At 46.7% G+C, this 13,469-nt stretch carries 9 protein-coding genes and 1 tRNA gene; 5 read left to right on the forward strand and 5 right to left on the reverse strand.

The window, feature by feature from the left end; all coding sequences use genetic code 11:
• Window positions 1–132: 132 nt before the first annotated feature.
• Window positions 133–582 carry a CYTH domain-containing protein gene (locus NFR99_RS04340; protein WP_135975085.1) on the reverse strand — a complete coding sequence of 150 codons (450 nt, stop codon included), beginning with the start codon at window positions 580–582 and terminating at the stop codon, window positions 133–135.
• A gap of 161 nt (window positions 583–743) precedes the next feature.
• Between NFR99_RS04340 and NFR99_RS04345 the strand changes: the two genes are divergently transcribed.
• From NFR99_RS04345 to NFR99_RS04365, 5 genes are all read left to right on the forward strand, one after another.
• Window positions 744–1,295: a DJ-1 family glyoxalase III gene (locus tag NFR99_RS04345; protein ID WP_120485787.1), complete on the forward strand. Its 552-nt coding sequence runs from the start codon at window positions 744–746 to the stop codon at window positions 1,293–1,295.
• An 84-nt stretch (window positions 1,296–1,379) separates the two neighbouring features.
• Complete coding sequence (locus NFR99_RS04350) at window positions 1,380–2,105, forward strand: hypothetical protein (RefSeq protein WP_251352879.1); 726 nt, start codon at window positions 1,380–1,382, stop codon at window positions 2,103–2,105.
• A gap of 135 nt (window positions 2,106–2,240) precedes the next feature.
• Complete coding sequence (locus NFR99_RS04355) at window positions 2,241–3,002, forward strand: nitroreductase family protein (protein ID WP_135975081.1); 762 nt, start codon at window positions 2,241–2,243, stop codon at window positions 3,000–3,002.
• 63 nt (window positions 3,003–3,065) lie between these two features.
• Window positions 3,066–3,138, forward strand: a tRNA-Gly gene (locus NFR99_RS04360).
• Between the two features lie 372 nt (window positions 3,139–3,510).
• On the forward strand, window positions 3,511–9,423 hold the full coding sequence (locus tag NFR99_RS04365; protein ID WP_251352888.1) for an endo-alpha-N-acetylgalactosaminidase family protein: 5,913 nt from the start codon (window positions 3,511–3,513) through the stop codon (window positions 9,421–9,423).
• A gap of 105 nt (window positions 9,424–9,528) precedes the next feature.
• Here NFR99_RS04365 and NFR99_RS04370 read toward each other — a convergent pair whose 3' ends face one another.
• The 4 genes from NFR99_RS04370 to gdhA form a co-directional block, all read right to left on the reverse strand.
• Window positions 9,529–10,221, reverse strand: a complete 693-nt coding sequence (locus tag NFR99_RS04370) for an LrgB family protein (protein ID WP_120481359.1) — start codon at window positions 10,219–10,221, stop codon at window positions 9,529–9,531.
• Window positions 10,214–10,582, reverse strand: coding sequence for a CidA/LrgA family protein (locus tag NFR99_RS04375; protein WP_120481360.1), 369 nt, complete (start codon window positions 10,580–10,582; stop codon window positions 10,214–10,216). Before NFR99_RS04375 ends, NFR99_RS04370 begins: the two co-directional genes overlap by 8 nt.
• A 41-nt stretch (window positions 10,583–10,623) precedes the next feature.
• Window positions 10,624–11,946, reverse strand: coding sequence for a uracil permease (gene uraA / locus NFR99_RS04380; RefSeq protein ID WP_251352889.1), 1,323 nt, complete (start codon window positions 11,944–11,946; stop codon window positions 10,624–10,626).
• Window positions 11,947–12,059: 113 nt separating this feature from the next.
• The gene (gene gdhA, locus NFR99_RS04385) at window positions 12,060–13,394 is read right to left on the reverse strand and encodes an NADP-specific glutamate dehydrogenase (RefSeq protein WP_135975071.1); all 1,335 of its coding nucleotides are present in this window, start codon (window positions 13,392–13,394) and stop codon (window positions 12,060–12,062) included.
• Window positions 13,395–13,469 lie beyond the last annotated feature (75 nt).

The raw sequence follows: 13,469 nt of genomic DNA on the forward strand, positions 1-13,469 counted from the left end.
CTATTTAGGCTTGTATTTACTACAAAATATATGAACTTTTCAAGGTACTATAGCGGGGCTTTTGACCCCAATATCATATATAATATATATAAGCGCCGGACAGGAGAAGATGCTGTCCGGCGCTTACCATATTTAGAATTTGAGACAGCTTAAATAGCTGTTGTGATATTTTCCTGAAAAAGTAACGTCCTCCCCGAACCATGCGGGCGGAACGAAAGAATTTGCCTCTTCCTCGGAAGAAAATTCTACTTCTGCCAGCATAAGCGGCGCAAACGGGGCGTCAAAGATATCCAATTCAGCCGTTAATGTTTCATTCAGCGGAATCAGGTAGCGCTGTTTGCTGATCAAGTTTCCGTCTGTTTTTTCTCTGAGATGTGCATAGGCTTCTGCAGTCAGAGGAAGATTGTATTCTTCACGAACCATCATACCCTTAGACTTATAGGTAAGGTAATATTCTTCATCCTGGCGCCGGATACGCACCACGGGAGCAGTACACAGGTAGCCCTGCTCAATCCGGCGGCAGTTATACTGCGTCAGGTTTTCCGGGAGTTCCGTAATCAAAAATTTTCGTTCAATTTCCATAAATTCCTCCAGAATCAGGCGGGATAAGAGTCAGGCTCTCTGACAAACCGCGATTTGAGGTGTATTATACTACACAGAAAGGGAAAATGGTAGTATAATTAATTCAGATTGTAGGCTTGTAGGCTTCGTCTGTAAAATGAGAAGGAGGAGAAACCGGGACAATGAAGAACGTATATGTATTTTTTGCAGAGGGCTTTGAAGAGATTGAAGCGCTGACAGTAGTGGATTTGCTGCGCCGGGCAGATGTTTCCGTGAAGATGACGGGGATTTCGGGGGAGGGCAGCGTGACGGGCAGCCACGGTATCTGTGTAGGAATGGATACCTCTATAGATGAGGTCTCTCTGGAAGAGGCAGCCATGTTGGTGCTGCCGGGAGGAATGCCGGGGACGAAGCATTTGGGTGCGTGTGAAAAATTAACTGCATTGTTAAAGAAAGCAGATGAACAGAAAATCAGAATCGGGGCAATTTGCGCAGCGCCGAGTGTGCTGGGAGATTTAGGGCTTCTGAGAGGAAAGAAGGCTGTATGCTATCCGGGCTTTGAGGAGCGCCTGGCCGGTGCGGAAGTGCTGAGAGAGCAGGTGGTGACAGACGGGCATATCACTACCAGCAGAGGGATGGGGACGGCAATTCCTTTTGGGCTTGAGATGATTTCCTGCCTGAAGGGTGAAGAGGAGGCAGAACGTATTGCAGAGGCAATCATCTTCCGCAGATAAGTAGTCAATAAATATCAGGAAAATTCATAGTATACGAAAATAAAAGCTGTTGGCGGAAAAATATGACGGAGAGGAAGAAATGATATGCTGAGGAAAAAATGCAGAGTGGACGGACGTCCTACGGTGAGCGAATGGCCGGTGCGGATTTGGAGTGCAGAGGAAATTCCGGAACAATATGCGGAGGCGGTAAACGCCTGGATAAAAGGAGCCTTTTCTGATTATCAGTTTGTACATGCACCGAAGCGGCGTACAAGCCAGCAGTCTTATGCGTATGTGTTTGGATATGGCAAAGACAGAATTCTTTTTTTTAGGGAAAGTGAGACAGGAGGAGAGGCAGCGATACGGAAGGAGGAGATTTTAAGGCAGCAGATTGCGGCGGTATCGGTAGAACGGGAATTGCTGAAAATAAAAATCATCCTGCATTATCATGACGCAGAAGGGCAGAAGGGACTGGAATTTCCTTATGTTCCTTCGGTATATTATTTATATGACCCATTTCTGAACTGGATACTGGGACGTGAGAAAGAATTTATGCCGGGTGTGGCGGAACGGGAGCATCCGCGTCCCCGAAAACTGTACCATGAGAGTCTTGCGATGTTTAACTTTTCGCTGGAAGCATACCGGCTTGGGGATGGGTTTGATGATTACTGCTATGAGTCAAAAGTACACCGCCGCAAATGGCTTCCGGGAAAGAAAACTCTGGAAGAATGGCTGGAAGTTTCGATGGAACGCGGAAAATTTGAGCTGCACAGTCTCGGCTATTTTAGAAAATGGACATACTATCTCAGTGGAAAAGTTTCAAAAATATAAAGGAATTGGTTGCATTTCTTTGAAATTATGTTACAATATCTTAACAAACAAGTGACAGCCAGAGCTGTCTGAAGGATTAGTGATTTTAGGTGGACGGCAGGGGAAAATTGCCAGGATGTTCAACAGGTGACGAATATGAATTTATATGAAGCGATGTATGCCAGGCACTCCGTGCGGAAATACCGTAAGGAGGCAGTAGAGGATAGTGTTATAGAAGGAATATTCCGGTTCCTGGATGAAACAGAGCCGCTGTTTCCGGAAATCAGAATTCGTATACAGGTTTTTCCTGAACGTGGGAAAAAAATTAGATTTTCGGGTTTTTCTAATGTTTCTGCCCCGCATTACCTGGCGGTTTTCACGGAACAGAAGGAAAAGAGCGAGATGAATGCGGGATATGTCATGCAGCAGATAGCCCTTTACCTCACTTCTCAGGGTGTGGGAACCTGTTATCAGGGGATGGCTGGGGTGCCCAGGAACAGTCAGCAGGAGGAGGGGCTTTCTTGCGTGATGGTGATGGCTTTTGGATACCCGAAGGGCAGAGGGAAAAACCAGGAGTACAGAAGGCTGCCAATGGAAGAGCTATGTGTGTTTAAAGGCCAGCCGAAAACCCATGTGAGAGAGATGCTGGAAGCTGCACGGCTGGCTCCATCCAGTTTTAATGGCCAGCCCTGGAGATTTGCTGTATATGAAAACCGTTTTCATGTATTTTCAAAGAAGGCGTCAGGGTTTCGGCGCAAGAGGAATCCGCACAGTGAGTTTAATTTTGGGATTATGCTGGCACATGTGATGGTGGCGGCGGAAGAGTTATGGGTTGATGTGGATTTGATTAAGCTGGATAATATCACCCATATTGCATTGCCGAATAACCAGTATGTGCTCAGCGTAATTTTACGATAAAAAGGTATTGACAAAATACGGGAAAAATAGTATGATACTATCTGTGTTCAAGAGAACATAAATGCGCGAGTGGCTCAGTTGGTGGAGCGCGACCTTGCCAAGGTCGAGGCCGCGGGTTCGAGTCCCGTCTCGCGCTTTTTTGCTGTCTAAAAAGAGGATTTAGGTATAGAAAAAAGCTGCTGACGCAGCTTTTTTTATTCCCGCGAGCAACGAGCCAAGTGACTGCTTGCAGGCATTTGGCGACTGCCGCGAGGCTCAAATACTCCGCCCTTTGGGGCGTTTCAAGTTTGATGCCCTGTTGCTTGCGGCGGGGTCTTTGACTGCGTGCATGGTCCTGCATAGCTGTTTTTAGAAAAAAGACACATAAAATTGCTAAAAGATATAGAAAAAATTGTGAGAATGTGTATAATGGATAGTAACAAAAGGATGCTCTGGGGAAGAAATTACCAAAGAATAGCCAGAGCAGCCTTCCTTGGTAAGCAAGGGGAAATAGTTAAAAGGAGGATTTATGATGAGAGAAAAGAGCAGCAAGAGGTTGATACGTTCTTTCCTGTCGGGTCTGCTGGCGTTCGTGCTGGCATTTACGCCTGTCCTGTCAAGCCTTCCGGCGATGCAGGCGGAGGCGGCCGAGGCAAAGAAATGGTATCATGTGGAAACAGGAAGCGGAAATGGGAATGATCATTCGTATTCCAATGCATCTACTAAGCCGGCAGCAGTACTGCTGCATAACACCGAAAGGATGCCTGCAAATGACGGAACGTTTAGCGTTACATATGAGAAGCAGGGCGACAGTACGGCGGATGCAAGGCTTGGTTTCTTTTATACTTATTTGAATGATAACAATTTCCTGTACGTAGGATATGATAAAGATAGCCACTGGTTTTATGAATATAATGTGAATGGCGGCGGAACTAAATATGATACAATTGAAGGGATTCCGGACCAGGCGGACGGTTCCAGGACGACGTTTTCTATTTCACTGGCCCGCGAGGCATTGACAGTTAAAGTAAACGATGTCACGAAGTCCGTAAATGTGCAGGATTTCTTTACACTGGCGAAAGTGGTGGAAGATAATGGAAAATTTGGTTTCCGTCTGGGCTCTCCAACTTCTATGCATTTTACGGATGCGAAACTTGGCACTACAGCGCTGGACAACAATTGGAGCTTTCTGGCGGAGTGTGCGGGTCAGACATTCCAGGAAGAAGCTCCGGTACCTGTTCATACAGTAACGGGCGCTGTTAAAAATACGAATGGCCAGCCGGTTGAGGGAGCGAATGTGCGTATTGGCTATGAGAGTGCACAGACCAGAAGCGACGGCGGCTTTTCTGTAGAAGTGGAAGAGGGAACCTATGATGTGGCTGTATCTGCAAAAGGATATGTAGCAAAAACGATTTCCGGCGTTGCAATTACTGAGGACAAATCCCTGGGGGATATTGAACTGGAGACGAAAACAGAGACCGTATATGAGCATTACATCCAGACAAACAAGATAAAAGCAGCTGTAAGCGAAACATTCCCGCAGGTTATGCAGTATAAACTGACGGACGGCGGGAGCGAGAAGACTGTTCAGGGACAGGAAAAAGAGCTTTCCACAATCAAAATCAATGGCGTGGCGATTACTCCTGTTATGGGTGAAGTAAAAATCAGTGAGAATAATGCTGTATATCCAATGACGCTGAAAAGAGATTCTATTGATTTGGAAATGACAGTGGAGATTTCTGTAGAACAGAATGATTTGATATGGAGAGTTACAGAAATCAAGAAAAAAGAAGGATGTCCGAAGATTCATACGATTGAAGTGCCGGAACTTAACCTGGTAACGATTACAGACGAGCAGAGCGACGCTCAGTTTATGGGGGCAAATGTATCTACGGATACAGAGGTCAGCGGAGACCAGGAGATTACGTTTGAGGATGGATTCGCGGCAAATAGTTCTGCGGGATACGTGTATGGATTCCTGTCTGCAGACGGGGTCAGCGCAGGCGTATGGAGTAATTCAGAGATGTCGGGAGACAAGCGTTTAGTACGTAATAATGGCGTAAACAGCATGTCGTTGACAAGTGCGCTTTGGTATCATGAATATGGCAATTTGGCGCTTAATGCAGATTATGATAGCGATGATTATAATAAGACTCCGGTAAGCGAGCTGCCTTGTGCAAAAGTGTGCCTGGCAGGGGATGAGAATCAGGATGGGGCGGTAGACTGGCAGGACGGAGCCATTGCATACCGTGATATTATGAATAATCCGATGGGTTCGGAAAATACGAAAGAACTCGTAAACTATCGTATTTCTATGAACTTCAGCAGCCAGGCAACAAACCCTTATCTGAAAACAGCCGATAATATTAAGAAAGTATATCTGGCAACGGACGGACTTCCTCAGGCAGTTATGATGAAGGGGTACGGAAGCGAGGGACATGACTCTGCGAATTCCGAATACGGGCATGTCGCAGACCGTCTTGGAGGATTGGAAGAGCTGAAAAAGCTGAATTCTATTGCGCATAAGTACAATACCCAGATGGGAATCCATGTCAATGCGCAGGAAGCATATCCGGAAGCACAGAGTTTTAACGAGAAATTGATTAATGGCGTCGGTGTGAAAGGATGGGGATGGCTTGACCAGTCGCTTACCATTAACCGCCCGTATGATCTTGGCAGCGGACTTCGCTACAAACGTATGCTTCAGCTGTATGATCAGTTGAATGACACTTCTCTTTATGCGAATAAATGGCCGGGAGTTGTAGGAGAAGGGGAAGATGAAACTGTAGCAGACGCAGAAACGATCGCGAATACAGTAGCTGAGAAAAAGCAGACCGTAGATACAAATCTGGATTTCATGTACCTGGATGTATGGTACGGCGATTCCTGGGAGACACGTAAGATTGCACAGCAGTTTAACAGTCTGGGCTGGAGATTCTCTACGGAGTTTGGAGAAGAAGGAGAATATGATTCCACATGGCAGCATTGGGCGACAGAAGGACATTACGGCGGTAAGTCGAAGAAAGGTATGAACAGCGATGTTATGCGTTTTCTTCGTAATCATCAGAAAGATTCTTACGTGTTGAATTATCCAAGATTTGGCGGTACGGCTGACAATCCGCTGCTTGGAGGATTTTCTCTTACCGGCTTTGAGGGCTGGGGCGGTTCGAACGATAGTTTCAATACGTACATGACAGGAACTTTTGCAGAGAATTTACCGACAAAATTCTTGCAGCATTACCTGGTTTACAAATGGGAGAATTATCCGAAAGGCCAGTCTCCGGTTGGAAACCATGAAAAGCAGATTACTCTGAAAAATAAAGAGGGCGATACGGTAGTAGTAACCAGAAAAGAAGAGCAGAGGGATGATGATTATATTGAAAGAATCATTACCCTGAACGGTAAGACAGTGCTGGACGAGGTAAAATATCTGCTTCCGTGGACGGATTCTGAGACAAAAAAAGAGAAATTGTACCATTACAACTATGAAGGCGGTACAACAGAATGGGAGCTTCAGGAAGACTGGGCAGGATTGGCAAATGTTATTGTTTATAAACTGACAGATGTCGGACGTACAGGGAAACAGACCGTTGAAGTCAAGAATGGCAAGATTACATTGACTGCTGAGGCAGATACGCCGTATGTTGTGCTGAAAGGCGATGAAGCGCCGAAAACAGTTTCTGAATGGAGCACAGGAACACATGTGAAAGATTCAGGATTTAACAGCTATGCAGGTACAGGCGAGAATGGAAGCGCTTTGAACCCACAGGTATGGAGCGGCGATGTGGACAGTGCAGATGTGAAAGTAGTCCGTGTAGCGACAGGGAATAAATATCTGTCTATGGGCAGCGCGAAAAAAGAACTTGAGGTTATGACAGAAATTTCAGGTCTGGAAAAAGGCAAAAATTATGTTGCGGAAGTCTATGTAGATAATAAGAGCGACGCTAAGGCGTGGATTGAAGTGCTGGGTGGAACGAAAGTTGTTTCCAATTATACACTGAGATCAGTAGCTGGAAACTATACGCAGTGCGATGCACATAATCTTCGAGGAATGCAGGGAAGCAATATGCAGATTATGTTGGTTTCCTTTACAGCGGCGTCTACAAGCGCTACTCTCGTGCTGAGACGCGAGGCAGGCGAGGGAATTACTTACTTTGACGACATCCGGATCGTCCAGAAAACGCTGAATAATGTCCATGAGGATGGAAGCTTTACACAGGACTTTGAAGAAGTTGTACAGGGGATTTATCCGTTTGTATATGGTCCGGCTCAGAGTGTGACTGACCATGTGACACATTTGTCTGAGCTGCACGCCCCATATACACAGTCTGGGTGGGGAAATATGATTCTGGATGACGTGATCGGCGGTAAGTGGTCTCTGAAGCATCACGGAAATAACAACGGACTGATTTACCGTACCATTCCTCAGAACTTGCATCTGGAGCCGGGCGTAACGTATGATGTTACGTTTGACTATCAGGCAGGCCGTGACGATATGTACTATATGGTGATTGGTGATGGCGAGAGTATTACAGAGCAGTCTGAGTATCTGGCTGGTACGGCAGCTCCGGCAGTTGGACAGAAGTCTACAACAGGTAAGTGCAGCTTTACCATTACCGGTTCCGGTACAGGGCAGTCCTGGTTTGGGCTTTACAGTACCAGGTTTGCAGAAATAGAAGGCGTGGAATATAGTTTTGGACAGAAAGATTTCATCCTTGATAACCTGGTAGTAAAACCGCGCGCAGGAGAAAAGGCTCTGACCATAGATAAGAGAACTATGGAATTGAACGGGCTTGGGGATGTTGGAAAAATTACGGCGTCAAAAGATGTAACCTGGAGCAGTTCAGATGAGAATGTAGTAATCGTGGATGCGGATGGTTACGTGCAGGCAATGGGAGCAGGCAGTGCAGAAATTACTGCAACGTCGAAGCAGGATTCTTCTGAGACGGTGAGCTGTTCTGTAACAGTAGTAAATGGAAAGGATTCTTTACTGGACGCGCCGTTTACAGGCATTGTTGTTAATACAGAGGCATCAGGCGAGGGCGGAGAGAACGCGATTGACGGAGACGTGTCCACATGGTGGCACTCACAGTGGGCTGGTGAACGCTTTACTGTCAGCGAAACGAATCCGGCAATTGCTACAGTGACTCTGAAAGACGGCATAGATGCGATCAGCGGTTTTATACTTACGCAGAGACCTGGCAATACAAACGGTCTGGTTCATAAACTGCAATATATAGTAGGAAACAGCTTTGATGCGGCTACACATACAGTTTCCGACATCATTGCACAGGGAGATATGACTGTTGCAGAAGAAAAGGTTGCGGCAGGAGCAGAAGTTAAGGTTCCGTTTAACGAGACCGTGACAGGTAAATATCTGCAGATCCGTATTTTGAAAGGCGGTGGAGACTTTGCGGCTATTGGGGAGCTTGCCCTTTATAAAACAGATGTCTTTGACAATGCAGAACTTCTGAAGGAAAAGCAGGATGAGAAAAAAGCGGCGGATGCAGCCGTACAGGAAGCAGGTAAGGCAGTTGACGATGCAAAGAAAACGCTTGCAGAGGCTGAAAAAGCCGTAAATGCCGCGACAACGGAATGGAAGAAAGCGCAGGCAGTTTATAATAAGGCGCAGGCAGATCTGGAAGTTCAGAAAGCAGAGCTGACGAAGAAAAAAGCTGAGAAAGCACAGCAGGAGGCAGCGTATGCCCTCGCAATGATGGAAGCGGCGCAGGCAACCGACCCGGCAATAAAAGCACAAAAGCAGGCGGCTGCAAATGCGGCGAAAGCAGAGATCGCCAAGGCGAAAGACAGTCTGGCAAAAGCTGAAGATACGCTGGAAAAAGCAAAACAAAATATGGCGGCGGCAAAGGCAAGCATGGAGGAGACATTGGCAAAACCGGATAAGCCAATTAACCAGGGAAATTCCGGCGGGCAGAAACCAAATCCAACGCCAAACCCGAATCCAAATCCGGGGCCAGCGCCGAATCCTCCGGTGAAAGAGCCTATTCGGAATGGAAGCGTTGGTAAATCAGGCAACGGCCGTTATCAGGTAATTAATGCAAAAGCGAAAACAGCCAGGCTGAAAGAAGTAATCAATAGGAAAAAGCCGACACTGAACGTTCCTGATACAGTAAAGATTAACGGCGTAACATGCAAAGTAGTAGAGGTTGGGGCAAAAGTCATGAAGGGCAATCCCAAGCTGAAGAAAGTAGTCCTTGGCAAAAACGTTACTACAATCGGCAAACAGGCGTTTATGAACTGTAAGAAGCTGACAAATGTTCAGTTAAAAGGCAAGGCTTTAAAGAGCATCAAAGCAGGCGCATTTAAAAAGACTTCAGCGAAGCTGAAAGTAAGCGCAAAGAAGATGAGCAAGAAAGAGAAAGCAAAACTTCTGAAAGCTTTGAAGAAAGCCGGATGCAGCAAGAAGGTTAAAGTGAAGTAATAAGTAAATAGAGAGAAGCCCCCGGAAAGCGGAATGCTTTTTCGGGGGCTTCTTTTGTCTTGATGTAGCTAAATAGCAGTTTGTAAAAATCCTGTATAACCTTTGCTATAAGAAGTTTGTGAATACAGAAGCGCCGATTACGGTGAACAGTCCGGATACGGCAATGGAAAGGCTGCTCATGGCTCCCTGGATTTCACCCAGTTCCAGGGCTTTTGAGGTGCCGATTGCATGGGAGGAGGTTCCAAATGCTAACCCTACGGCTACAGGTTCTTCTATATGGAACAGACGGCATATTCGCTCACCGATAACATTTCCGAGGATGCCGGTCACGACAATAACCGCTACGGTAATTGTAGGGATACCTCCAAGTTCCTCTGAAAGACCTATGCCGATAGCAGTGGTGATCGATTTTGGGAGGAGAGTTACATAATATGTGTGCTCCAGGCCAAACAGGGCTGCCATTCCCAGAACGCTTCCCAAGCTGGAAAATACCCCGGCGAGAATTCCAAGGAGGACAGCAGAGGAGTGCTGTTTCAGTATGGAAAGCTGCTGGTACAATGGAACTGCCAGGCAGACCGTGGCAGGAGTCAGCAGGTAGCTTAAGCATTTTGCGGATTGGCTGAAGTTTTCATAGTCTACGCCGAATATCCGGATTACCAGGATTGCAAAGATGATGGAAACCAGAAGTGGATTTAGTAATCCCAATTTTAATTTTTTCTTCAGGAAAACGCCCAGGGCGTATCCAATGATACAGACTGTTACTCCAAAATAGGAGGAGCTATTTAAAAAATCACTCATTTTCCGGGTTCCTCCCTTTCTTTCTGCGGATAACAAACTGGACAGTTCTGCCCGTGACTGCCATGACCAGTATAGTAGTTGCAGCTATGATAACAGATATTGGGAAGAGCATTGGCATGAGACTGTCCCATACAGCCACAAGGCCTACCGCTGCCGGAATAAACATAGGCGGCATAATTTCAATCAGGAAATCAGAGGCACGTTTGACTTTTTCAAGTTTTATAACTCCTGTACACAGGGCAAGCAGCATCAGAAGCAATCCGTAGATGCTTGCCGGAATAGGGAGAGGAAGCACGGCATAGAGTGCTTCCCCTAAAAATGTGATAAAAAGTATGATTCCAAATTCAAAAAGTAGTTTCATGTTGTCTCCTCTAATGAAATGATTCCGGGAAGCAGGCAATTTTATTCCTCATCCCTGTCATTTGTCAGTTTGAATTTGTCAAATGCATAGAAGAGCAGGGAAAGTATCATACCTACGATACATGCCAGTACCATGCCGGTAAGCTGTACGTTTCCAAAGCTTATGGCGGCTCCGGAAAGACCTGTGACGAATACCACACTGGTAAGCGTCAGGTTCCGGCTTTTGCTGTAGTCTACCTGGGAATCCACCATAATGCGGATGCCGGAAGTTCCGATCATGCCATAGAGCAGGAAAGAAATACCGCCGATAACGGGTCCTGGAATTGTATTAATCAGCGCAGACATAGGCCCGATAAAAGAACATAGGATAGACAGCACGGCAGCTCCGGCGATTACCCGGACGGAGTAAACTTTCGTCATAGCCATAACGCCGATATTTTCCCCATAAGTAGTCGTGGGGACAGAACCCACCAGACCGGATAGCATAGTGGAAAAGTTGTCTGCAAACAAGGAGCGGTGCAGTCCCGGTTCTTTCAGCAAATCACGTCCCACGATTTCACTTGTTACGACCTGATGTCCGATATGCTCAGAAGCGATAACCAGGATTACCGGAAGGATAATCAGGATAGCGTCTGCGCTGAATTTCGGAAGCATAAAATTTGGCAGCGTGAAAAAGGGCGTTGCCAACGCTTCTGAGATTGTTGCCATGTCTATCACGCCGAATATGACGGCAGAGACATAGCCTGCGATAATCGCGATCAAAATCGGGATAACAGCCAGGAATTTGCGGAACAGGATATTCCCGAATACGGCTACGCCCAGGGTAATCAGGAATACGAGAGCATTGTTCATATTAACGGGAGTTACAACCTGGTTGTAAAGCCCGGATGCTTCGTCGAGCACGTATTCGGTACCGGAAAGGATTCCGGCGGTAGAAGCCGCGCTTCCGGCCAGCTCCAGCCCAATCAGCGCGACTACAGGGCCCATGGCAGCAGGAGGCAGTACCACGTCAATCCATTTGGTGCCGAATTTGTAAATAATCAGCGCCAGGATGCAGCCACAGAAACCTACGGCTACGAAGCCGCCGAGGGCGTATTCATAGCCCCAGTTGGAAATTACGATGCCCGCGGGAGCCAGGAATGCAAAACTGGAGCCAAGGTATGCGGGAGCTTTGCCTTTTGTGATCAAGATAAAGAGCAGTGTGCCGACGCCATTTGTCAAAAGTACGATAGCAGGATTGATCCCAAAAATAAAGGGAACAAGTACCGATGCGCCGAACATAGCAAACATATGCTGGATGCTGAGAGGTACAAGCAGCCGAAAAGGTACTTTGTCCTCTATGTGAATGGTTTTTTTTTCGCTCATTTTTTCCTCTTTCTGACGCGTTTACCGCGTTATCTTTGTAAGTTTGGAATGTTATTAAAATCGGCTGCCGCGACGGATGTCTTGCAGCAGCCGAAATCAATTTTTTCTATAAATTATACAATGCCCTGTGCGTTCATAGCGTCAACCACTTTTTCAAAGCCTGCGATGTTCGCGCCTGCTACATAGTTGCCGGCCATTCCGTAACGCTCTGCGGCGTCTGCCATGTTGTGGCAGATATTTACCATAATGTTCTGGAGTTTAGCGTCTACTTCTTCGAATGTCCAGCTTAAACGCTCGCTGTTCTGGGACATTTCCAGAGCGGAGGTTGCCACGCCGCCGGCGTTTGCAGCCTTACCCGGTGCAAACAGGATACCGTTTGCCTGCAGGTACTCGGTAGCTTCGATTGTCGTAGGCATGTTTGCGCCTTCTGCAACTGCGAAGCAGCCGTTTGCCACTAAGGCTTTTGCATCGTCCAGAAGCAGTTCGTTCTGAGTAGCGCACGGAAGGGCGATATCGCATTTTACATTCCATACGCCGCGGCCTTCATGGTATTCGGAGTTCGGACGGTATTTCTTGTACTCGGTCAGACGGGCACGGTTTACTTCTTTGATTTCCTTAATAGCAGCTACGTCGATACCTTCTGCGTCATAAACCCATCCGGTAGAGTCGCTCATAGTTACTACCTTAGCGCCGAGCTGCTGTGCTTTCTGGCAGGCGTAGATAGCTACATTTCCGGAACCGGAAATACATACTGTCTTGCCGGCAAGCTCTTTGCCGTTCATTTTCAGCATTTCCTGAGTCAGATAAAGCAGGCCGTATCCGGTAGCTTCTGTCCTTGCCAGGGAACCGCCGTAGGAAAGTCCTTTTCCGGTGAGAACACCTTCATATAAACCGCGGATTCTCTTGTACTGTCCGAACATAAAGCCGATTTCTCTTGCTCCTGTTCCGATGTCTCCGGCAGGAACGTCGGTATCAGCGCCGATGTATTTACAAAGTTCTGTCATAAAACTCTGGCAGAATGCCATAACCTCGCGGTCAGATTTACCCTTCGGATCAAAGTCGGAACCGCCCTTACCGCCGCCGATAGGAAGCCCTGTCAGAGAGTTTTTGAAAATCTGTTCAAATCCAAGGAATTTAATAATACCAAGGTTTACGGAAGGATGTAAACGGAGTCCTCCTTTATATGGCCCGATAGCGCTGTTGAACTGCACGCGGTATCCGGTATTTACCTGTACCTGTCCTTTATCGTCTACCCAAGGAACACGGAACTTGAACTGTCTTTCCGGGTTTACCAGACGCTCCAGAAGGGCATCTTTTCTGAATTTGTCTTCATTAGCCTCAATTACGGTTCTCAATGATTCCAAAACTTCTTTTACAGCCTGGTGGAATTCCGGCTCCGCCGGGTTCTGCGCTACTACTTTTGCAATAACCTCATCAACATATGACATATTTTTTCCTCCTCTTACATAGAATATACTTTCGCTTTACTTTAGCGAGATAAAGTTTCCTTGCCTATTATAGCA

The organism is Hominisplanchenecus murintestinalis (assembly GCF_943193015.1).
Taxonomy (GTDB): Bacteria; Bacillota; Clostridia; order Lachnospirales; family Lachnospiraceae; genus Hominisplanchenecus_A; species Hominisplanchenecus_A murintestinalis.

Excerpts from the sequence above, each read along its gene's own strand:
- NFR99_RS04370 (WP_120481359.1), bottom strand. The coding sequence starts at position 10,221 with ATGAGTGATTTTTTAAATAGCTCCTCCTATTTTGGAGTAACAGTCTGT.
- uraA (WP_251352889.1), bottom strand. The coding sequence starts at position 11,946 with ATGAGCGAAAAAAAAACCATTCACATAGAGGACAAAGTACCTTTTCGG.
- NFR99_RS04365 (WP_251352888.1), top strand. The coding sequence starts at position 3,511 with ATGATGAGAGAAAAGAGCAGCAAGAGGTTGATACGTTCTTTCCTGTCG.
- NFR99_RS04355 (WP_135975081.1), top strand. The coding sequence starts at position 2,241 with ATGAATTTATATGAAGCGATGTATGCCAGGCACTCCGTGCGGAAATAC.
- NFR99_RS04345 (WP_120485787.1), top strand. The coding sequence starts at position 744 with ATGAAGAACGTATATGTATTTTTTGCAGAGGGCTTTGAAGAGATTGAA.
- NFR99_RS04350 (WP_251352879.1), top strand. The coding sequence starts at position 1,380 with ATGCTGAGGAAAAAATGCAGAGTGGACGGACGTCCTACGGTGAGCGAA.
- NFR99_RS04375 (WP_120481360.1), bottom strand. The coding sequence starts at position 10,582 with ATGAAACTACTTTTTGAATTTGGAATCATACTTTTTATCACATTTTTA.
- NFR99_RS04340 (WP_135975085.1), bottom strand. The coding sequence starts at position 582 with ATGGAAATTGAACGAAAATTTTTGATTACGGAACTCCCGGAAAACCTG.
- gdhA (WP_135975071.1), bottom strand. The coding sequence starts at position 13,394 with ATGTCATATGTTGATGAGGTTATTGCAAAAGTAGTAGCGCAGAACCCG.